A 20,691-nucleotide genomic window follows, 5' to 3' on the forward strand; every position below is an offset into this window, starting at 1 on the left:
CGAAGCCGTTCCTTTTTTCTGACCACTGATCGTGTTATTGCCAAATCGCAGGTCGCATGCGAAATAAATGCTAATAGCATCTATACGGACAGGCTAAAATGCGCGCCCGGCTAACCGCTGACCCCTTTCCATTGCGCCCCACAAGGTTCGCTACGTGATCGAGTTTCATAACGTCCATAAAACCTACCGGGTCGCCGGTAAGGAAATTCCCGCCCTGCACTCGACCCACCTGCGTGTCGAGGCAGGCCAGGTGTTCGGGCTGATCGGCCATTCCGGCGCCGGCAAAAGTACCCTGCTGCGCCTGATCAACCGCCTGGAAGCGCCCAGCGGCGGCAAGATCATCGTCGACGGCGAGGAAATCACCGCGCTCGACGCCAATGGCCTGCGGCGTTTCCGCCAGCAAGTCGGGATGATATTCCAGCACTTCAACCTGCTGGCCTCCAAGACCGTTGCCGACAACGTCGCGCTGCCGCTGACCCTGGCCGGTGAACTGTCCCGCCGGGAGATCGACCAGCGCGTCGCCGAGCTGCTGCAGCGCGTCGGCCTGGCCGATCACGCGAAGAAATATCCGTCGCAACTGTCCGGCGGGCAGAAACAGCGCGTCGGCATCGCCCGCGCCCTGGCGACCAAGCCGAAGATCCTGCTGTGCGACGAGGCCACCAGCGCCCTCGACCCGCAGACCACCGCCTCGGTCCTGCAACTGCTGGCCGAGATCAACCGCGAGCTGAAACTGACCATCGTCCTGATCACCCACGAGATGGACGTGATCCGCCGTGTCTGCGATGTGGTCGGCGTGATGGACGCCGGCGTGATCGTCGAGCAGGGCCCGGTGGCCGACGTGTTCCTGCACCCCAAGCACCCGACCACCCGGCGCTTCGTCCAGGAAGACGAACAGATCGACGAGAACGAGCAGCGCAACGACTTCGCCCACGTGCCGGGGCGCATCGTGCGCCTGACCTTCCAGGGCGATGCCACCTACGCGCCACTGCTGGGCACCGTGGCCCGTGAAACCGGAGTCGACTACAGCATCCTCGCCGGCCGTATCGACCGCATCAAGGACACCCCGTACGGGCAACTGACGCTGGCCATCACCGGTGGCGACCTGGACGCCGCCTTCGCCCGCTTCACCGCGGCTGACGTCCATATGGAGGTACTGCGCTGATGGACCTGTTCCTGAGCTTTTTCGCCAACATCGACTGGTCGGACATCTGGGAAGCCACCGGCGACACCATGATGATGCTTGGCGGCTCGCTGCTGTTCACCGTGCTGCTCGGCCTGCCGCTGGGCGTGCTGCTGTTCCTGTGCAGCCCGCGCCAACTGCTCGAGCACAAGCCGACCTACTCGGCGCTGTCGTTCGTGGTCAACGTGGTGCGTTCGCTGCCGTTCATCATCCTGCTGATCGTACTGATTCCCACCACCGTGTTCCTCACCGGTACCTCGCTGGGCGTGGCCGGCGCCATTCCGCCGCTGGTGATCGGCGCCGCGCCGTTCTTCGCCCGGCTGGTGGAAACCGCGCTGCGCGAAGTCGACCGCGGCATCATCGAAGCGACCCAGGCCATGGGCGCGACCACCCGCCAGATCGTCTTCAATGCACTGCTGCCGGAGGCCCGTCCGGGCATCCTCGCGGCCATCACCGTGACGACCATCACCCTGGTAGGCTATACCGCCATGGCCGGTGTGGTCGGGGCCGGCGGCCTCGGCGACCTGGCAATCCGCTATGGTTACCAGCGGTTCCAGAACGATGTGATGCTGGTCACCGTGGTCATGCTGGTGGTGCTGGTGCAGGTCCTGCAGACCATCGGCGACAAGCTCGTGGCGCGGTTCTCCCGCAAGTAACGGGCAACACCCCAACGCTTTCGCAACCTACTGAATCGCCGGCCCCGGGGCCGGCAGATGCCAAGCGGCATCTCACATGGAGTCGTTCGATGAAAAAACTGATCGCTGCCTTCGCCGCCGTCGCGGCGTTTTCCGCCAACGCCGCGCAAACCCTGAGCGTGGCCGCCAGCCCGGTGCCCCACGCGGAAATCCTCGAATTCGTCAAGCCAGTCCTGGCCAAGGAAGGCGTGGACCTGAAGGTCAAGGTCTTCACCGACTACGTGCAGCCGAACGTACAGGTCGCCGAGAAGCGCCTGGACGCCAACTTCTTCCAGCACCAGCCGTACCTGGATGAGTTCAACAAGTCCAAGGGCACCCACCTGGTCAGCATCGCCGGCGTACACGTCGAGCCGCTGGGCGCCTACTCCAGCAAGTACAAGAAGCTGGAAGACCTGCCAGGTGGCGCCACCGTGGTGATCCCGAACGACGCCACCAACGGCGGCCGGGCGCTGCTGGTGCTGGAAAAGGCCGGCCTGATCAAGCTCAAGGACGCGCACAACATCCTGTCGACGCCCAAGGACATTGCCGAGAACCCGAAAGACCTGAAATTCCGTGAACTGGAAGCGGCGACCATCCCGCGCGTGCTGACCCAGGTCGACCTGGCGCTGATCAATACCAACTACGCCCTGGAAGCCAAGCTCGATCCGTCCAAGGACGCACTGTTCATCGAGGGCAAGGACTCGCCTTACGTGAACATCCTGGTGGCCCGTCCGGACGACAAGGATTCGGACGCCCTGAAGAAGCTGGTTGCCGCGCTGCACAGCCCGGAAGTGAAGGCGTTCATCCTCGAGAAGTACAAGGGTTCGATCGTTCCGGCGTTCTGACCCCCAGGCCCATTCGCGGCGGTTCGGCGCCCCGACAAGCCCTGCTCCTACAAACGGCGCTGACCTGTGCCGATCGTTCCCACGCTCCGCGAGGGAACGATCAGCGCGGGCCGTTTCAGGCCTGCAGGCACTCCAGCAGGCAATCCAGCGCCGGCTGGCGCTGGGCGCGGCGCAATACCGCGATCAGCTGACGCTCGAAGGTCAGCTCGCCCAGCTCGATGACCCGCAACTGATCCACGCGCTGCAGCCAAAGCCCGGCCCTGGGCACCAGCGACACTCCCAGCCCGCATTCGACCATCCGCGCAATCGCCTCGATCTCGTCCAGCTCCAGCACATCACGCACCTGGATCCGTTGCTCGCGCAGGAACTGGCTGACCAGCCGCCCACCGAACGAACCCCGGTCATAACGCACGAACGGCTGCTCGGCGAGCAGTTGCCGCGGGTCGTCGCCCTTGACCTGCCGGGGCGCAATCAGCACGAAGGCCTCGCTGGCCAGGGGAATCGCCAGCAACTCCTTGGGCAGCTCGAATGGCGGCCGGATCAGCAACGCCAGGTCCAGCTCACCGGCATCGACCTGGCTCAGCAGGTTGAGCGACACCCCGGGCACCAGCTTCAGGTCGACCCGCGGCGCCGCCTCGCGGAACCTCGGCAGGGCCCGCGGCAGCAGGCCGGTCTGCACCGTGGCGATGGCGCCGATGCGCAGCTCGCCCTGCCATTGCGCAGCGGCCGTGGGTAACGCCATCGCGCGATACAGGCTGAGGATCTGCTCGGCCAGCGGCAACGCATGACGCCCGGCCGCGTTCAGCACCGCCGCCCGGCCGCTGCGGTCGAACAGGCGTACGCCGAGGTTCTGCTCCAGCACGCGCATCTGTGCGCTGACCGCCGACTGGGTCAGCCCCAACTGCTGCCCGGCGGCGACGAAGGTGCCTTCGCGGGCCACACGGATGAAGGTCTTGAGTTCTCGCAACATCAGGCTCGTCCAGGGAGATGAAACAGGCGGTGGAGGGCAGCATACGACAAAATAATTTGATCTCGACCGCAAGAATATGCGCTTTTCAACAAAATAATCGTCTCTAGACTGAAAGCTCCTTTCTCACTGATGGTACCCGCCATGGCGCTTTCTCCCTTTCATCTGGCCATTCCTGTCCATGACCTGGCCGCGGCCCGGCACTTCTATGGCGAAGTATTCGGCTGCCCCGAGGGGCGCAGCAGCGATCATTGGGTGGACTTCGATTTCTTCGGCCACCAGTTGGTGATCCACTACCAGGCCAGGACCGCGGCGCAGGAACAGGCCATGAGCAACCCGGTGGACGGTCATGATGTGCCGGTGCCACATTTCGGCGTTGTGCTGGGCTGGGCCGAGTGGGAGGCGCTGGCCGAACGGCTGCGGGCTCGCGAGACACGGTTCGTGATCGAACCCTACGTGCGCTTCAAGGGCCAGGTCGGCGAGCAGGCGACCCTGTTCCTGCTCGACCCCTGTGGCAATGCGCTGGAATTCAAGGCGTTCAAGGATATCGGGCAGTTATTTGCGAAATAGTCTAGCGGTGGCCTTTGGGGCCTCTTCGCGGCGATGCGGCGTCCCGACAAGCCCGGCTCCTACAGTGGGAGGGGCGGGCACAGAGTCCAGGTACGACACAAACCCTGTAGGAGCCGGGCTTGCCCGCGAAGAGGCCCTCACGGCCACAACACTAGTTGCGCTTGAGCATGTTCGGCAACTGCGCCACCAGCTTCTGGTTGTTCAGCGGCGCCCGAATGAACCCGCGCTGGTTGCCATCCGGCCCGACGATCGCCAGGTTGCCGCTGTGGTCGACGGTGTAGTTCGGCTTGCTGGTATCGGCCGGAATGAACGGAATGCTCACCGCATTCGCCAGCTTCTGCAGGTCCTCGATGGAGCCCGCCGTCAACCCGCGGAACTGCGGGTCGAAATACCCCAGGTACTGCTTGAGCTGCCTGGGGTTGTCCCGGTTGGGGTCGACACTCACCAGGATGATCTGCAGCTTGTCCACCGCGTCCCTGGGCAGTTCGCTCTTGATCTGCCGCAACTGCGCGAGGGTGGTCGGACAGATGTCCGGGCAGAAGGTGTAGCCGAAGAACAGCAGGGTCCACTTGCCCTTGAGCTGGTCGATCGACACCGGCTGGCCGTCCTGGTCGGTCATCTTCACGTCCGGCAGTGTGCGGCTCTGCGGCAGCAGGATGATGCCGGCATCGATCAGCGCGGTGGTATCGCCCTGGCCCTTGCCGTTGAGGACCTTGTTGACCGTCAGCCCCAGGATCAGGGCCACCACGGCGACGAGAATGAAAACGGTTTTCTGAGTTCGAGTCATAGGTTCAACAGTAGGTAGTGGTCGACGAGCAGCGCGATGAACAGCAGGAACAAGTACCAGATAGAGTACTTGAAGGTGCCGATCGCCGCCTGCGGCCGGCTGCCACGGTACAGTACCCAGGCCCATTGCAGGAAGCGCGCGCCCAGGCCCAGGGCGCAGAGCAGGTAGAGCACGCCGCTCATGTGGATCACGAACGGCAGCAGGCTGACCGCCAGCAGGACGCAGGTGTACAGCAGGATATGCACCTTGGTGTAGTGCTCGCCGTGGGTCACCGGCAGCATCGGGATATCGGCCTTGGCGTACTCCTCCTTGCGGTGGATCGCCAGGGCCCAGAAATGCGGCGGGGTCCAGGCGAAGATAATCAGCACCAGCAGCAGCGGCTCGGCGCCCAGGTGCCCGGTAGCCGCGACCCAGCCCAGCAGCGGCGGCGCCGCGCCGGCCAGGCCGCCGATCACGATATTCTGTGGCGTGGCGCGCTTGAGGAAACCGGTGTAGATCACTGCGTAGCCGAGCAGCGAGGCCAGGGTCAGCCAGGCGGTCAGCGGGTTGGTGAAGGCCAGCAGCAACGCCTGGCCGAGCACCGCCAGCAGCAGCGCGAAGGCCAGTGCCGCCGACGGCGAAACGCGGCCCTCGGCGAGCGGGCGCTTGTGGGTCCGGGCCATCACCGCGTCGATCCGCCGGTCCACCACATGGTTGACCGCCGCCGCGCCGGCCGCGCACAGGCCGATACCGAGGTTGCCGAACACCAGCACCGTCCACGGCACCCCGGCGCGCGTGGCGAGAAACATGCCCACCAGCGAGGTGATCAGCATCAATACCACCACCTTGGGCTTGGTCAGCTCCAGATAGTCGCGCCAGATCGCCTGGCGGTGACGCTCGCCGGCTACAGTCGCCATGGCATCTCTCCCTTGATGGTGATAGGCCCGTGCACCGCCCCGCGGGGGCTGAGCCGCCAGCGGGCAGGCGCCTGCCGACGCACCCGCACCAGGGCGGTCCGCGCGTGATAGTTGACCAGCACCAGCGTCAGCAGCAGCAGCGCGCCGCCGGCGTTGTGGGCCACGGCCACCGGCAGGGGCAGGTGGAAATAGACGTTGCTCAGGCCCAGGCCGATCTGTGCCGCCAGGGCGCACAGCAGCAGCCCGGCCAGGCGGGTCATGCCGACCACCCGCAACTGCCAGGCCAGCCCCAGCAGCACCAGGGTCACCAGCAGCGCGCCAATGCGGTGGGTCAGGTGAATCGCCGTGCGGGCCTCGCTGTCGAGCTGGCCGCCCAGGTAGTTCGGGCCGATGTGCTGGGTCAGGTGAAAACCGTTGGCGAAGTCCGCCGCCGGCCACCATTGGCCATGGCAGGTCGGCAGATCGATGCAGGCCACCGCGGCATAGTTGGAACTGACCCAGCCGCCGAGGGCGATCTGCAGGATCACCAGCAACAGCCCGGCCGTTGCCCAGCGTTGCAGGCGCCGGGGCACCGCCAGCGCCGGCAACACGCCGGACAGGCGCAGGGTCAGCAGGAACAGCAGGCTCAAGGTGGCGAAACCGCCGAGCAGATGGCCGGTCACCACCTGCGGCCAAAGCTTGAGGGTCACCGTCCACATGCCGAACGCGGCCTGGGCGAGCACCACCGCCAGCAGGAACAGCGGCAGCTTCAGCGGCTGGCCTTCACGGCGCCGTTCCCTCCAGGAACGGGCCGCCAGGACGATGATCGCCAGGGCCAGGGTACCGGCGAAATAGCGGTGGATCATTTCGTTCCAGCCCTTGTGCGCCTCCACCGGCGAATCGGGGAAATGCAGTTCGGCATGGGCCAGTTGGGCCTCGCTCTTGGGTACGCCGATGAATCCGTAGCAACCCGGCCAGTCCGGGCAGCCGAGGCCGGCATGGGTCAGGCGGGTGTAGGCACCGAGCAGCACGACGATCAGCGCCAGCAGGGTGGCAAACAGCGCGAGGCGGAATCCTGGCTTGGCCATGCCGTTCTCCTTAGCCGATGTTCGACAGTTTCAGCAGTTGGCGCAGGTCGTTGAGCAGGTCCTTGCCCTTGACCCGGGCGTCATAGCGCAGCACCAGGTTGCCGTGGGGGTCGATGATCCACAGTTGTGGCGCGGCGGCGCCCCGGATCTGGCGGGTGTAGGCGGGCAGATCGAGGGCATAGCGTTGCAGTTGCGGATACTCGCGTTGCAGCTTGGCCGCGTAGTCGTCGGCCAGTGGCTGCGCGGTCGCGAGCGCGTGACTGGCCCGCGAAGCATCGCGTCCCAGGCCGATATGGATCTGCCGCGCCAGGTAGACCAATTGCTGGCAGTCCACCGAGCACGCCTGCGGCGCGGTCACCAGCAGTTGCCAGCGGGTCTCTTCGGCCTGTATCCCGAGGTCGGCACGGCCCTGGCCGTTGCCGATCAGTTCGCCGTGGTAGCTGCGGCCTTCCGGCACCCAGAACTGCAGCTTGTACATGCCGGTGGCCAGGAGCATCGGTCCGATGACCATCAGCACGATGAGGATCAGTTGCCAGCGACCACGGGCACGCACGCCCGGCTGTCGTGGCTCAGTGGTGTCGAATGGATTCATGGCCGCTCCCATGCTGTTTCTCCCTTGCGTTATGCCATCCGAGATAGAGATAGAGACCGAACAGGGCCAGGGCCATGGCGAACCACTGCACGGCGTAGCCGAGGTGCTTTTCCGGCCCCATGCCTTCGGCCACTACCGGCCAGCCGGTTTCGTAGCTGCCGGGGCCAGGCTCCTGGCGCAGTTCGTAGGCGAAGCCGTCACGGCCCAGTTCCTTCCACAGCCTGTCCGGTTCGATCGCGGTCACCAGTCGCGGCCAGGCGGCATCGGCCGGGTCGGCGTGCAACTGGAAGGTCGCGCCCGGCGCCACGTAGACCCAGACGTCGAGGTTCAGCACCTGCTCCGGCGTGCTGAACGACGGTGGGGTGCGCCGTTGCGGCCAGGGCAGCCAGCCACGGTTGACCAGCAACCAGAGCCCGCTGGCCTGGTCGTGGAACGGCTGGATCAGTTCGACGCCAACCCGGCCGTTGCGAATGCGGTTGTCCAGCAGGTAGCTGTGTTCGCCATCGAACTGGCCGCGCAGGCGCACCCGGCGAAAGGCCGGATCGGCCTTGTCGTGGAGCTGCCCGACGCTCAGCGGCTCGGCCATGCGCCGCTGGGCATGACTGTCGAGCAACACCCGCTTCTCCTCGCCACGGTGCAGTTGCCAGAAACCCAGCGACACCAGCACCGGCAGCAACAACAGCACCACCAGGGTCGGGGCCACGCCGGGACGAAAGTGCCTCATGCTGGCACCCCATGGACAGGAAGCGGGCTCGCTATACTCAAATACATGCGCATCTCCCCCCGGAGTCTCACCATGCTCAAAGCGGCGATAGTCCTGATGCTGATTGCCACGGTGGTCAGCCTGTTCAGCGGTCTGTTCTTTCTGGTCAGGGACGAGGGTCCGTCCCATCGCCTGCTGACCGCGTTGACCCTTCGTGTCGTCCTCGCCGCAGCCACCCTCACCTTGATCACCTGGGGCTTCTACAGCGGCCAACTGGTCTCCAGCGCCCCCTGGTAGGCGGGCGCCGCGTTCACAGCACGTAGACGAAAACGAACAGGCCGATCCAGACCACGTCGACGAAGTGCCAGTACCAGCTCGCCGCCTCGAAGCCGAACTGGTGCTCGGCGTCGAAGTGCCCGCGCAGGATGCGTACCAGCATCACGAACAGGATCAGCGTGCCAATGGTCACGTGGGCACCGTGGAACCCGGTGAGCATGAAGAACGTCGCACCGTAGATGCCCGAACCGAGGGTCAGGCCCAACTCGTGGTAGGCGTGCAGGTATTCCTTGGCCTGGAAGCCGAGGAACGCCAGCCCGAGCAGCACCGTCAGCGCCAGCCAGGCTTTCAGCGCGCCACGGTGGCCCTTCTTCAGGGCATGGTGGGCAAAGGTCACCGTCACGCTGGAGCTGACCAGCAGTACGGTGTTGAGCAGCGGCAGGCCCCACGGGCTGATGGTGCCCTTGGGTGACGGGAAGAGTTTCGGATCCGGGTTGTCCAGCAGCGGCCAGGCTTTCTGGAATTCCGGCCAGAGCATATGGGCCAGGCCCTTGGCGCCACCTTCACCGGCCAGCCACGGCACCGACATGTGCCGCACGTAGAACAGCGCGCCGAAGAAGGCGATGAAGAACATCACCTCGGAAAAGATGAACCAGCTCATGCCCCAACGGAACGAACGATCCATCTGCGGGCTGTAGAGGCCGGAGCGGCTTTCCCTGATCACCGCGCCGAACCAGCCGAACAGCATGTAGGCCAGCAGCAGGCCGCCGACGAAGAAGATCAGCGGGCCATGGGATTCCGGGCGGGCCGCCTTGAGGTCGTTGAACCAGGTGCCCAGGCCGTAGACCGTGACCAGCAGGCCGAGGGTGGCGATGATCGGCCACTTGCTCTGGGCCGGGACGTAGTAATGCTCGTGGGTTGGAGTCGCCATCTATTGTTCTCCTTGTCGGGCACGCCGACTGGCCTACCCACCCGAGTGGGCCACGGGTGGGTTGTGGGCGGTGATGTCGAACAGCGTGTAGGCCAGCGTCAGGTGCTTCACATCCCTGGGCATGTCACGGTCAACGATGAAACGGACCGGCATCTCGACCCGCTCCCCGGGCTTGAGCGTCTGCTGGGTGAAGCAGAAACATTCGGTCTTGTGGAAATACACCGCCGCATTGCCCGGGGAAATGCTCGGGATGGCCTGGGCCTTCATCACCCGGTCGGTAGGGTTGTAGGCGACGAAGATCATCTCGTTCACGGCACCGGGGTGGACGTCGATCCGGTCGGCCTTGGGGTAGAACTCCCAGACCATGTCCACCGCGTTGGTGGAGAGGAACTGCACGCCGATCTGGCGCGAGGCATCCACCACCTGCTCACCCTCGTACTGGCCGGCGGTCTTGCCATTGATGCCGAACGCCTTGCACATCACGTCGTAGATCGGCACCAGGGCGAAGCCGAAGGCGAACATCGCCACCACCACCAGCAGCAGTCGGCTGACCAGGCGCCTGAGTGAAACCGAGTCGCTCATCGGACGGTCCTCCCGGTCACTTCACTTCCGGCGGCGTGGTGAAGGTGTGGTACGGCGCCGGCGACGGAATGCTCCACTCCAGGCCCTCGGCACCGTCCCACGGCTTGGCCGGCGCTGCCGGGCCGCCACGGATGCACTTGATGACGATGAACAGGAACAGCAACTGCGTGGTGCCGAACATGAAGCCACCGATCGACGAGACCATGTTGAAGTCGGCGAACTGCAGGTTGTAGTCGGGAATCCGCCGCGGCATACCGGCAAGGCCCACGAAGTGCATCGGGAAGAAGGTCAGGTTCATGCCGACGAACGACAGCCAGAAATGCAGCTTGCCCAGGGTTTCGTCGTACATGTGGCCGGTCCACTTCGGCAGCCAGTAGTAGGCCGAGGCGAAGATGCCGAAGATCGCCCCCGGCACCAGCACGTAGTGGAAGTGCGCCACCACGAAGTAGGTGTCCTGATACTGGAAATCCGCCGGCGCGATCGCCAGCATCAGCCCGGAGAAGCCGCCGATGGAGAACAGGATGACGAACGCCACGGCGAACAGCATCGGCGTCTCGAAAGTCAGCGAACCCTGCCACATGGTGCTGACCCAGTTGAACACCTTCACCCCGGTCGGCACCGCGATCAGCATGGTCGCGTACATGAAGAACAGCTCGCCCACCAGCGGGATGCCGACCACGAACATGTGGTGCGCCCAGACGATGAACGACAGGAAGGCGATGCTCGCCGTGGCGTAGACCATCGAGGTGTAGCCAAACAGCGGCTTGCGCGAGAAGGTCGGGATGATCGCGCTGACGGCGCCGAAGGCCGGCAGGATCATGATGTACACCTCGGGATGGCCGAAGAACCAGAACACGTGCTGGAACAGCACCGGGTCACCGCCGCCGGCGGCACTGAAGAAACTGGTGCCGAAGTGGATGTCCATCAGCATCATGGTCACGCAGCCGGCCAGCACCGGCATCACCGCGATCAACAGGAAGGCGGTGATCAGCCAGGTCCAGACGAACAGCGGCATCTTCATCAACGTCATGCCCGGGGCCCGCAGGTTGAGGATGGTCGAGACCACATTGATCGCGCCCATGATCGAACTGATGCCCATCAGGTGGATGGCGAAGATGAAATAGGTGACGCTTTCCGGCGCGTAGGTGGTCGACAGCGGCGCATAGAAGGTCCAGCCGAAGTTCGGTCCGCCACCGGCGCTGAACAGGGTCGAGACCAGCAGGCCGAACGCCGCCGGCAGCAGCCAGAAGCTGAAGTTGTTCATCCGCGGCAGGGCCATGTCCGGCGCGCCGATCATCAGCGGGATCATCCAGTTGGCGAGGCCGACGAAGGCCGGCATCACCGCGCCGAAGACCATCACCAGGCCATGCATGGTGGTCATCTGGTTGAAGAACGCCGGCTGCACGATCTGCAGGCCGGGCTGGAACAGCTCGGCGCGGATCACCATGGCGAACGAGCCGCCGATCAGGAACATGGCGAAACTGAACCACAGGTACAGCGTGCCGATATCCTTGTGGTTGGTAGTCAGCACCCAGCGCATCAGGCCCTTGGCGGGACCGTGGGCGTGGTCACCGGCGTGACCATGGTCATCGATCACAGCACTCATGTCCTGTCTCCTGCAGAGGTTTGAACCGGACGGCCCGGGAACACGATGGGCCCGGTCATTTGCTTTCTGCCTGTTTCAGCGCCAGCACGTCTTTCGGCGTGACCATGTCGCCCTTGTTGTTGCCCCAGGCGTTGCGCTCGTAGGTGACGACCGCGGCGATATCGACTTCCGAAAGCTGCTTGCCGAAAGCCGCCATCGCGGTACCCGGCTTGCCGTGGAAGACCAGGCTCAGGTGGGCTTCCTTGGGCCCAGTGGCGATTTTCGAGCCCTTGAGCGCCGGGAACATCGGCGGCAGGCCCTGGCCTTCGGCCTGGTGACAGGCGACGCAGGTGGTGTGGTAGATCTTGTCGCCACGGGCCACCAGCTCGTCGAGGGTCCATTCCTTGCTGGTCAGTTCCTTGAGCTTGGCCGCCTCGGCCTTGCGCTCGGTCAGCCAGGCGTCGTAGTCGGCAGGGGATTTCACGTCGACGACGATGGGCATGAAACCGTGGTCCTTGCCGCACAGCTCGGCGCACTGGCCACGGTAGATGCCGGGCTTGTCGACCTTGGTCCAGGCCTCGTTGACGAAACCGGGGATGGCGTCGCGCTTGACCGCGAAGGCCGGCACCCACCAGGAGTGGATCACGTCGGCGGCGGTCACCAGGAAACGCACCTTCACCCCCGCCGGCAGCACCAGCGGCTGGTCGACCTCGAGCAGGTAGTGCTCGCCCTTGGCGGCCTGGTTGTGGATCTGGTCCTGGGGCGTGGCCAGGTTGCTGAAGAACTCGACGTCCTGGCCCAGGTACTTGTAGTGCCACTTCCACTGGTAACCGGTGATCTGGATGTCCACGTCCGATTCGCTGGTGTCGTACATCCTGATCAGCGTGGCGGTGGCCGGAATCGCCATGGCCACCAGGATCAGCAGCGGCACGACGGTCCAGAGGATCTCCACCGTGGTGCTTTCGTGGAAGCGGGCGGCCACCTGGCCGGTGGAGCGGCGGTGAATGATCATCGACCAGAACATCGCCCCGAAGACGATGACACCGATCACCACGCAGATCCAGAAGATGGTCATGTGCAGGTCGAAGACCGCGTGACTGACCTCGGTCGCCCCCTGCGTCATATTCGTGGTCCAGGCGGCTTGCGCCTGGCTGAATAACGACCACAACAGCAGGCCCATCCAGACCCGTGGATGTCGCATCATTGCGCGTTCCCCTTATCGTTCTTGTTATCCCGTCGGCTTTCACCTGGGGCAAAGGGGAATGGTCGGACTACGCACGCGGACCATTCGGTCTTGCCGAAACACAAAGCCGGACGTCATCAGCTAACTCCATACAAAACCGAGTATAGACAGCGACCGGGACCACGCAATGCAATACAAAAAATGAACCTGTCAGTTTCCTGAAAGCCACGAATGGCGTGGGCTGTAGCGAAATGATGGCAATTCAATATAACGCACGCATATAACCATGAAATAATTATTACAAATACGTCTTAACAGCTTTTATAACCCAGCTACCTTATGGTCTCCCTTTTTCCCTTTGTATTACCGACTGGAGCATTCATGAACACCGCCGCATTGCGCGAGCAAATACAACGTGCACATCAACACGAAGCCGAAACCGGCCAATTGACGCGACAACTGGAAGTTCAACTGCCGCACCTGCACCCTGCCATTCAATTACCGGAGATCGATGCCACGGGAGTCATGACCCGTTTTGTAACCGCCTACATCGAGCTGGTCCCCGACCTGCTGGATGCCGCCAATTCGGTCGCCCGCGAAGCGGGTATCGAATCGCAGATCAAACCTGTGCTGAAAATTGCCGAGCAGTTCTTCCTGCAACCGCCCAGCATTCTCGAAGGCCATGTCGGCCTCGACGGCCTGCTGGACGAAGCCTATCTGGCACATCGCCTGGTGGAGGAGGTCAACGATCTGTACATCGTGCATTTCGGCCAGTCGCTGATCCCGCTGAACACCACCGTGGCCAACCTGATCGCCCACCAGTTGATCGGCGAAGCGTTCGCCAACCAACTGGATGAAGCGGTGCATCACGCGGTCGATGAAATGCTCGACGAGGAGAGTTTCGCCCTCGAATCGGTGGAAGCCTATCGCGACCGCCTCAACAGCCCGGACACGGAAGCGGCGTGGAAACGCTGGCCTTGCCTGTCCCGCCAACTGGGTGTGGAGCTGGAACTGGAACAGCCCGCCGCCTGACCTTGCCGCTGCGCACCTAGACCGTCGACCCCACACCGGTCGTGGTGCGCAGGCGACCCTCCAGACGCCGTTTCAACCCACGGGATTCGATCACCAGCCGCGAGCCCTTGGCCGCGTTGGCGCGCCCCCATTCCTCGAGCAGTTCCAGGCAGGAATGGTCGATGTAGGTCAGGTTGCTCAGTGGCACATGCAGCGTGGTTCCCGGCGGCACCTTCGACAGCACCTGAGTCAGTACCGGCACCTTGAGAAAGGTCGCCGCCCCGGTCAGGCGCAGTTCCTGCTCGCCTTCACCCGGCAGGTCCACCAGGCTGACCTTCAGCCGCGAGGCCTTCCAGGCCAGCTTCGCCAGGGTCAGGCCGAAACCGATCAGCACGCCGGTCAGCAGGTCGGTGAAGACAATCGCCAGTGCCGTCGCGGCATAGGTGAACATCGGCATCCGCCCGTAGCGGCCCAGGCCGCGGAAGACCTTGAGGTCGACCAGCTTCAACCCGGTGAACACCAGCACGCCGGCCAGGCTCGCCACCGGAATGCTCTGCAGCACGCTCGCCAGCAACAGCACGAAGGCCAGCAGCCAAAGGCCATGGAGCATGGTCGACAGGCGAGTGCGGGCGCCAGCCTGGACGTTGGCCGAACTGCGCACGATCACCCCGGTCATCGGCAATGCCCCAAGCAGGCCGCAGAGCATGTTGCCGACTCCTTGCGCCGACAGCTCGCGGTCGAAGTCGGAGCGCTGGCCGTCATGCATGCGGTCGACCGCCGCCGCCGAGAGCAGGGTTTCGGCACTGGCGATGAAGGCCACGGCAAAGGCCGCGACCAGGATCGCCGGGTCGGCCAGGTTGAGCAGGTCGGCCGGACGCAGCCAGTCGATGGCCTCGGCCAGGTTCTCCGGCACCTCCACGCGGCGTACCGGCAACGCCAGCACCAGGCTCACCAGTGTCGCCAGGCCCACGCCCAGCAGGGCGCCCGGCACGAAGCGCAGGCGCTGTGGCTTGAACTTCTCCCAGAGCCACATCACCAGGATCGTCAGCAGGCCCAGCAAGCCGGCCTGCCAGCCGATGCCGGCACCGACCAGCGGCAGGGCCTTGCCCAGGGCCTGGGGAAAGCCCAGCAGGTTGTCCAGGCCCGAAGGCAAGGGCGATGCGTCGAACATCACATGGATCTGCGACAGCACGATCAGCACGCCAATACCGGCGAGCATCCCGTACACCACGGCCGGAGCGGTAACCCGGAACCAGCAGCCCAGGCGCAGGCGCCCGGCGAGCAGTTGCAGCAGGCCGGCCAGCAGCAGGATCGGCCCGAGCATGGCGAGGCCATGCTGGCGCACCAGTTCGAACACCAGCACCGCCAGGCCCGCGGCCGGACCGCTGACCTGCAACGGCGAACCCGCCAGCCAGCCGACCACCAGGCCACCGACGATGCCGGTGATCAATCCCTTGGCCGGCGGCACGCCGGACGCGATGGCGATTCCCATGCACAGCGGCAGGGCGACCAGGAACACCACCACGGAAGCCAGCAGCTCCCGGGGTAAAACAGCTTTCAGTTGCGCAGCACGCATGACGAATCTCCTGAGGATTTCTTCAGGCATGGCAAAGCCAGACCGCTCTGTGGCAGTCATGGCAGAACCTTATCGATTGAGAAGAGCTTTAGGCAGAAGTGACCTGTCCCGGCAATACCGCTCCCTTCTGACGACGTCGACGGCCGTCAAAAGGGCGAATACCGCCGAGCCCGGCTCTAGAAGCGTGCCTTGGGCGTCGCGCAGGGGATGGGGTGGGTGCCATCCAGAGGCAGGAAATCGCCCCGGTCCGCGTCGTAGGCTTTGATTTCGCTGGTTTCGATGTTGTACACCCAGCCATGAATGAACAGATGCCCGCTGGCGATGCGCGAGGCCACCGAAGGGTGGGTACGCAGGTGCTGCAGTTGGGCGATCACGTTCTCTTCGGTCACCACGTGCATGCTTTCACGTTCGTCGGCGCAATTGCAGTTGTCATGGACCATGGTGCGTGCCACCTCGGCATGCCGCAGCCAGGCCTTTACCGTGGGCATCTTGTCCAGGCTTTCAGGGTTCAGCACCGCGCGCATGGCGCCGCAGTCCGAGTGGCCGCAGATAATGATGTGCTGCACGCCAAGGGCGAGTACGGCGTACTCGATGGCGGTGGACACACCACCGTTCATCTGGCCGTAGGGTGGCACCACGTTGCCGACGTTGCGGGTGACGAACAGGTCGCCGGGGCCGGTCTGGGTGATGAGTTCGGGAACGATGCGCGAGTCGGCGCAAGTGATGAACATGGCCCGGGGAGCCTGGGCCGTGGCGAGTTTCTTGAAAAGTTCTTCCTGCTGCGGAAAGACTTCATGGTGAAAACGCAGAAAACCATCGACGATATGTTGCAGTGCTGCATCGGCGCTTTCGGTCTCGGGGAGCACTGAAGCCGACGCAGCCAACGGCTGTTTATCCTTGTCACTCATGATTCATCCTCTTTACGGGCGGATTTAAGGGGATTTTCCTGATTTGGCTTGCTCAGGGCCAGCGTTCTTCGGGTCAGCGCGCCCGATTCCTTGAACACTACCTGCAAAAACACAGGCCTGGTCACCATAACCCTGGAAACTTAACTCAAACTGAATCAGAGGCTCTAGGACGGGTGTTCCACATCCCTCCCGAGGGACAGTCCCGACGCCGGCCATCACGAAGAGACATTATATGGCATGCCTCATCCAAAGCTTACGTCAGAGCAGTGACATCTGCGCTCCCGGCGGGCAGAAAAGGCTGCAATCGAGGTTGAAACCATCCCGGCGGTCCAGACCCAGGCGCTTGAGGGCCTTGGCGAAGCGCTGGGCGAGCAGGTCGGCGAACGGTCCCTCGCCACGCATCCGCGCACCGAAGCGGCTGTCGTACAGCTCGCCGCCGCGGCTCTGGCGGATCAGGCTGAGGACATGGGCCGCCCGCTGCGGGTAATGCGCGGCCAGCCATTCCTCGAACAGCGGCGCCACCTCCAGCGGCAGCCGCAACATCATGTAGGCCGCGCTCCGGGCACCGGCGGCATGGGCCTCGCCGAGCAGGCTTTCGAGTTCGCTGTCGTTGATCATCGGAATCATCGGCGAGCACAGCACGCCCACCGGAATGCCTGCCTCGCGCATCACCCGGATTGCCCGCAGGCGCGCCCTGGGTGCTGCGGCGCGGGGTTCGAGGATACGCTTGAGTTCGTCGTCCAGGGTGGTCAGGCTGATCATCACCGCCACCAGCCGCTGCCGGGCCAGCTCCGCCAACAGGTCGAGGTCACGCAGGATCAGCGCGCCCTTGGTCACGATCGTCACCGGATGCCGGTAACGCAGCAGCACTTCGAGGGTCTGCCGGGTCAGCCGGTGCTCGCGCTCGATCGGCTGGTAGGGGTCGGTATTGGAACCCAGGTTGATCGGCGCGCAGCGGTAGCCCGGTTTCGACAGCTGCTGTTCGAGCACCGCCGGCGCGTTGCTCTTGGCGATCAGCCGGGTCTCGAAATCCAGGCCCGGCGACATGTCCCAGTAGGCGTGGCTGGGCCGCGCGTAGCAGTAGATGCAGCCGTGCTCGCAACCGCGATAGGGGTTGATGGAGCGGTCGAAGGGCAGGTCCGGCGAGGTATTGCGGGTGATGATGGTCTTCGCCGTCTCGATGCGCACCTCGGTGCCCTGGGTTGGCGGCACCTCCTGGTACCAGCCGTCGTCCTCGACCACCGAGCGGCTCGGCGCGAAGCGGTTGTGCGGGTTGCTCGCGGTGCCACGACCGCGTGGCGGGAGAGGAGTGGACATTGGCGAAGCCCTTGACTGTATTTATATACAGTAATCGAGCAGGCGGGATCTGACCAGCACTCGCCGACCTGCGGGCTTCACCGACGAATCTTTGACATGAGCCTCACAGGCTTTTGATCCCTCGGGGGGCATGCTGCGTGCCAGTCTCCCCTCTCTCCCGGGTCACCCTGTCATGTCCATCACTCGTGCCCTCGCGATCCTGTGCATCACCCTGAGCAGCCTGTTCATGCTGGCCCAGGCCCAAGCCGACAGCACCTTCGTCCGCCCGCCCCAGTGGGCCCAGCCGGTCGGCGACAAATACAACCTGAACCAGATGAGCCCGACGCTCTACCGCAGCGCCCTGCCGGACGCCGATGCCCTGCCGCTGCTGGAACAGCTGAAGATCGGCACGGTGATCAACTTCCTGCCGGAGTCGGACGCCAGCTGGCTGGCGACCCCCAACGTCAAGAAAGTGCAACTGCCCTACCGCACCAACCATGTCGACGACGCCGACGTGCTGGCCGCCCTGCGGGCGATCAGGGACGCCGAAGGCCACGGCCCGGTGCTGATGCATTGCAAGCACGGCTCCGACCGCACCGGCTTGATGGCGGCCATGTACCGGGTGGTCGTCCAGGGCTGGAGCAAGGAGGACGCCCTGGCCGAAATGACTCAGGGTGGCTTTGGCGAAAGTTCCCACCATAAGGACGGCATTCGCTACATGATGAAGGCCGATATCGACAAACTGCGCACGGCCCTGGCCAATGGCGATTGCAGCACCAGCCCATTCGCCACCTGCAATGTGCAGAACTGGTTCAAGTCAGCTTCGGCCAACGCCCACTGAGGGCGATGCCGGGCCGGCACTGACCCGTGGCGCCTTCAACGCCGAGCCGAACATCATCGCCGCCCACGCCGGGACCGAGCGCGGCCGGGCCGGGCCTGCAGGGTCACTTTCGGTACCCTGATCAGCGGTCTCGCCGTTCTGCACCTTGACCAGTTGCTCCATCAGGTCGATGAACTGCGGGTCGCTCGAGTCGCGCATGACGGCTTTCGCCGGTCGCCCGAGAAAGGCCGCGACGGATTCCGTCAACGAACGGATGGGCGCCGGAACAAACAGTTCCTCGCGCAGGCGACGGCCCTCCACAGCATCGAACAGCCCCTTTTCCACGAAACGCGCAAAGACCTCAGTAGCCAGTTCCAGTCCCCACAGATAGGTGAAATAGCGGGCCTCATAGCCCGTGACCAGGTGGGTGAAGGAGTAGATGAAACGGTCGGGCATCGGCTTGGGCCAATGGGCGAGGTTCTCCTGGGTCAGCGCGTGGATATTCGCGGTATCGACCGGCTGCAGCAGGTGCAGGAAAAAGTCCATGCCCGAATACATCAGTTGCATACTGTCATTCAGCCAGGTCTGGCTTTCCAGGAAGATCCGCAGGCGACGGGCCTGCTCGGTGGACAGGCTGGCCCCGGTCTGGTGGTGACGGCTCATGTCGACCAGGAAATCGACGTTGTAGCTCCAGCGTTCCATCAATCTGGAAAAAAACTCCCGCACATCCATCCCCGAATGCTCGCTGCACGACAACTGCCAGGTTTCCGACGTGTCGAGCAGTTGATACAGGCAATGCCCGAACTCGTGGAACAGGGTCCGCACCTGCCCGTGTTTCAGCAGCACGGGCGCACCTGTGCCATTGCCGGGCAGGGCACAGGACAACACCGCCACCGGCAGCTTCACTTCGCGCCCCTCGACCGACAGCAGGCGATGGGCAAGGGAAAACGTGGAACCGGACTTGAACAGTTTCTGCTCGCGGGAAAACAGATCGAGAAACAGATAACCGAGGGTCTGCCCGGCCTCGCGGACCTCGAAGGCGCGCACGCTGGCGTGCCAGGTATCGAGCTGCGGGCGCTCGACGAACTCGATGCCGAACAGGCGCCTGGGCAGGTCGAACATCTTTTCCAGCACCCGTTCGAGTTCGAAATGGCGACGGAACTCGTCCTCATCCAGTGCCCCTTTGTGCAGGCGCCTCTTCTGCCCGTAGTACAGATAGTCCCAGGGTTGCAGGGGGGTGGGTGCCAATGAGGTCAGTTCCTCGCGCTCGGTGATCCAGGCGGGGGCCTTGCTCGCGATCTGCTGGTGGAGGAACCAGAGCACATGGGCCGGCTTGCGCACCGAAAGACGTTGCAGGGCCAGTTCGGCGAAACTGCCAAAGCCCAGCATCCGCGCCTGCTCCAGGCGCAGCCGCAGCAACTGTTCGAGCACCCTGCTGTTGTCGAAAGTCTTGCAGTCCGCCAGGCCCTGGTCGGAGGCCAGGGTGCCGCGTCGCTGGAACACCTGCTGGCGCAAGGCCGATGCCTGGGCGTCGGTCATGATCGTGCGGACCAGCTCCGGATCGCTCATGTCGATCTTCCAGCCCAGCAGTTGCTTGTCCTGATAGAGGGCCATGGCCGCCTTGTCGTGGCTGGACAGCCCGTCCAGCAGCGCCTCGTCCGCCACGTCGATCTGCCAGCTGGAACAGTCGGTGGCCGCGGCCACATTGCTGAGAAAGCGCAGACGCAGTTCATCGGTCGTCTCGCCCAGTTCCCTGAACCGCTGGCGCTCCTCGGCGGGCAGCGCCATGCCATCCAGACGGAAGCGCCGCAGGACCCTGTCGAGCAGGACCCGGCGCGGCCGACTGAACTGGCGGGCCAGCGGGCTGGCGGCCAGCTTCTGGTAAAGGGCGTACAGCTGCTCGTTGCCCCAGAGCAGTTGGTCGAACTGCACCTCAATGCGAAAACAGCGCACGAACGCCTTGTTCCACTTCGCCCCGGAACGCGCGCGGGACAGGGCCAGGAGGGTGCCGACACACCAGGCCATGCGCGCGCCGAGCGCGTCGAGCGGCACGACGAAATCATCCCAGGTGGGCAGCTCGCGCTGACTGACGAGGATCGCCTCGATGGTGCTGCGGGCCTCGTTGCGCACCTGCAGCATCGCCGGTACCAGGTGATGGGCGCGTATGGACGAGTAAGGCGGCAGTTCGCCACAGTGATGCAGCAGCGGGTTGTAGGTACCCATGGGCACTCCTTGAGAGACG

The 20,691-nt window shown here is 64.2% G+C and carries 21 protein-coding genes; 7 read left to right on the forward strand and 14 right to left on the reverse strand.

All coding sequences use genetic code 11. The annotated features are described in order from the left end of the window. Positions 1 to 154 precede the first annotated feature (154 nt). The 3 genes from ACM62G_RS11425 (at position 155) to ACM62G_RS11435 (ending at position 2,699) form a co-directional block, all read left to right on the forward strand. Entirely contained in the window at positions 155 to 1,162 is a 1,008-nt protein-coding gene (locus tag ACM62G_RS11425; protein WP_054058284.1) for a methionine ABC transporter ATP-binding protein, read from the forward strand. Next, positions 1,162 to 1,836, forward strand: coding sequence for a methionine ABC transporter permease (locus ACM62G_RS11430; protein ID WP_017902568.1), 675 nt, complete (start codon positions 1,162 to 1,164; stop codon positions 1,834 to 1,836). Before ACM62G_RS11425 ends, ACM62G_RS11430 begins: the two co-directional genes overlap by 1 nt. Before the next feature lie 89 nt (positions 1,837 to 1,925). Continuing rightward, positions 1,926 to 2,699: a MetQ/NlpA family ABC transporter substrate-binding protein gene (locus tag ACM62G_RS11435; RefSeq protein ID WP_054058285.1), complete on the forward strand. Its 774-nt coding sequence runs from the start codon at positions 1,926 to 1,928 to the stop codon at positions 2,697 to 2,699. 115 nt (positions 2,700 to 2,814) lie between these two features. On the opposite strand, the gene ACM62G_RS11440 is transcribed toward ACM62G_RS11435, so the two are convergent. Further along, a complete protein-coding gene (locus tag ACM62G_RS11440; protein ID WP_273824914.1) occupies positions 2,815 to 3,669 on the reverse strand; it encodes a LysR family transcriptional regulator in 855 nt (284 codons plus the stop codon). Between the two features lie 141 nt (positions 3,670 to 3,810). On the opposite strand from ACM62G_RS11440, the gene ACM62G_RS11445 reads away from it, so the two are divergent. After that, entirely contained in the window at positions 3,811 to 4,236 is a 426-nt protein-coding gene (locus tag ACM62G_RS11445; protein WP_273824912.1) for a VOC family protein, read from the forward strand. Positions 4,237 to 4,387: 151 nt separating this feature from the next. Here the strand turns inward: ACM62G_RS11445 and ACM62G_RS11450 are convergent, their stop codons facing one another. The 5 genes from ACM62G_RS11450 to ACM62G_RS11470 are packed head-to-tail and all read right to left on the reverse strand — an operon-like array spanning position 4,388 to position 8,302. Further along, complete coding sequence (locus ACM62G_RS11450) at positions 4,388 to 5,023, reverse strand: SCO family protein (RefSeq protein ID WP_054060596.1); 636 nt, start codon at positions 5,021 to 5,023, stop codon at positions 4,388 to 4,390. After that, positions 5,020 to 5,919, reverse strand: coding sequence for a heme o synthase (gene cyoE, locus ACM62G_RS11455; protein WP_273824910.1), 900 nt, complete (start codon positions 5,917 to 5,919; stop codon positions 5,020 to 5,022). Before cyoE ends, ACM62G_RS11450 begins: the two co-directional genes overlap by 4 nt. Beyond that, positions 5,907 to 6,986 carry a COX15/CtaA family protein gene (locus ACM62G_RS11460; RefSeq protein WP_273824908.1) on the reverse strand — a complete coding sequence of 360 codons (1,080 nt, stop codon included), beginning with the start codon at positions 6,984 to 6,986 and terminating at the stop codon, positions 5,907 to 5,909. Before ACM62G_RS11460 ends, cyoE begins: the two co-directional genes overlap by 13 nt. A gap of 10 nt (positions 6,987 to 6,996) precedes the next feature. Next, positions 6,997 to 7,590: a hypothetical protein gene (locus tag ACM62G_RS11465; RefSeq protein WP_054057602.1), complete on the reverse strand. Its 594-nt coding sequence runs from the start codon at positions 7,588 to 7,590 to the stop codon at positions 6,997 to 6,999. Continuing rightward, positions 7,556 to 8,302, reverse strand: a complete 747-nt coding sequence (locus tag ACM62G_RS11470; RefSeq protein WP_419737177.1) for an SURF1 family protein — start codon at positions 8,300 to 8,302, stop codon at positions 7,556 to 7,558. The genes ACM62G_RS11465 and ACM62G_RS11470 overlap by 35 nt, the downstream gene beginning before the upstream one ends. 72 nt (positions 8,303 to 8,374) lie before the next feature. On the opposite strand from ACM62G_RS11470, the gene ACM62G_RS11475 reads away from it, so the two are divergent. Then, the gene (locus ACM62G_RS11475) at positions 8,375 to 8,578 is read left to right on the forward strand and encodes a twin transmembrane helix small protein (RefSeq protein WP_419737178.1); all 204 of its coding nucleotides are present in this window, start codon (positions 8,375 to 8,377) and stop codon (positions 8,576 to 8,578) included. 13 nt (positions 8,579 to 8,591) lie between these two features. Here ACM62G_RS11475 and ACM62G_RS11480 read toward each other — a convergent pair whose 3' ends face one another. From ACM62G_RS11480 to coxB, 4 genes are read right to left on the reverse strand one after another with little or no spacing between them, the layout of a single operon-like run. Further along, positions 8,592 to 9,488, reverse strand: a complete 897-nt coding sequence (locus tag ACM62G_RS11480; RefSeq protein ID WP_054057605.1) for a cytochrome c oxidase subunit 3 — start codon at positions 9,486 to 9,488, stop codon at positions 8,592 to 8,594. A 33-nt stretch (positions 9,489 to 9,521) separates the two neighbouring features. Beyond that, a complete protein-coding gene (locus tag ACM62G_RS11485; RefSeq protein WP_273824901.1) occupies positions 9,522 to 10,070 on the reverse strand; it encodes a cytochrome c oxidase assembly protein in 549 nt (182 codons plus the stop codon). 16 nt (positions 10,071 to 10,086) lie between these two features. After that, positions 10,087 to 11,676 (reverse strand): cytochrome c oxidase subunit I, encoded by a 1,590-nt coding sequence (ctaD, locus tag ACM62G_RS11490; RefSeq protein ID WP_054057607.1) that lies wholly within the window; start codon positions 11,674 to 11,676, stop codon positions 10,087 to 10,089. Between the two features lie 55 nt (positions 11,677 to 11,731). Continuing rightward, entirely contained in the window at positions 11,732 to 12,859 is a 1,128-nt protein-coding gene (gene coxB / locus ACM62G_RS11495; RefSeq protein WP_054057608.1) for a cytochrome c oxidase subunit II, read from the reverse strand. A gap of 360 nt (positions 12,860 to 13,219) precedes the next feature. On the opposite strand from coxB, the gene ACM62G_RS11500 reads away from it, so the two are divergent. Beyond that, positions 13,220 to 13,870: a hypothetical protein gene (locus tag ACM62G_RS11500; protein WP_054057609.1), complete on the forward strand. Its 651-nt coding sequence runs from the start codon at positions 13,220 to 13,222 to the stop codon at positions 13,868 to 13,870. A gap of 16 nt (positions 13,871 to 13,886) precedes the next feature. On the opposite strand, the gene ACM62G_RS11505 is transcribed toward ACM62G_RS11500, so the two are convergent. From ACM62G_RS11505 to ACM62G_RS11515, 3 genes are all read right to left on the reverse strand, one after another. Further along, positions 13,887 to 15,425 (reverse strand): SulP family inorganic anion transporter, encoded by a 1,539-nt coding sequence (locus ACM62G_RS11505; RefSeq protein ID WP_273824898.1) that lies wholly within the window; start codon positions 15,423 to 15,425, stop codon positions 13,887 to 13,889. Positions 15,426 to 15,601: 176 nt separating this feature from the next. Further along, positions 15,602 to 16,333 (reverse strand): carbonic anhydrase, encoded by a 732-nt coding sequence (locus ACM62G_RS11510; RefSeq protein WP_054063393.1) that lies wholly within the window; start codon positions 16,331 to 16,333, stop codon positions 15,602 to 15,604. Between the two features lie 258 nt (positions 16,334 to 16,591). Beyond that, positions 16,592 to 17,650 (reverse strand): PA0069 family radical SAM protein, encoded by a 1,059-nt coding sequence (locus ACM62G_RS11515; protein WP_054057611.1) that lies wholly within the window; start codon positions 17,648 to 17,650, stop codon positions 16,592 to 16,594. Positions 17,651 to 17,822: 172 nt separating this feature from the next. Here ACM62G_RS11515 and ACM62G_RS11520 point away from each other — a divergent pair, with 172 nt between their 5' ends. Beyond that, positions 17,823 to 18,470 carry a dual specificity protein phosphatase family protein gene (locus ACM62G_RS11520; RefSeq protein ID WP_419737179.1) on the forward strand — a complete coding sequence of 216 codons (648 nt, stop codon included), beginning with the start codon at positions 17,823 to 17,825 and terminating at the stop codon, positions 18,468 to 18,470. Here ACM62G_RS11520 and ACM62G_RS11525 read toward each other — a convergent pair. After that, positions 18,447 to 20,672: a M3 family metallopeptidase gene (locus ACM62G_RS11525; RefSeq protein ID WP_419737180.1), complete on the reverse strand. Its 2,226-nt coding sequence runs from the start codon at positions 20,670 to 20,672 to the stop codon at positions 18,447 to 18,449. The two genes, ACM62G_RS11520 and ACM62G_RS11525, sit on opposite strands and share 24 nt — an antisense overlap. Positions 20,673 to 20,691: the final 19 nt, after the last annotated feature.

Source organism: Pseudomonas sp. COR18, from assembly GCF_048568395.1.
In the GTDB taxonomy this organism is placed as follows: domain Bacteria; phylum Pseudomonadota; class Gammaproteobacteria; order Pseudomonadales; family Pseudomonadaceae; genus Aquipseudomonas; species Aquipseudomonas fuscovaginae_B.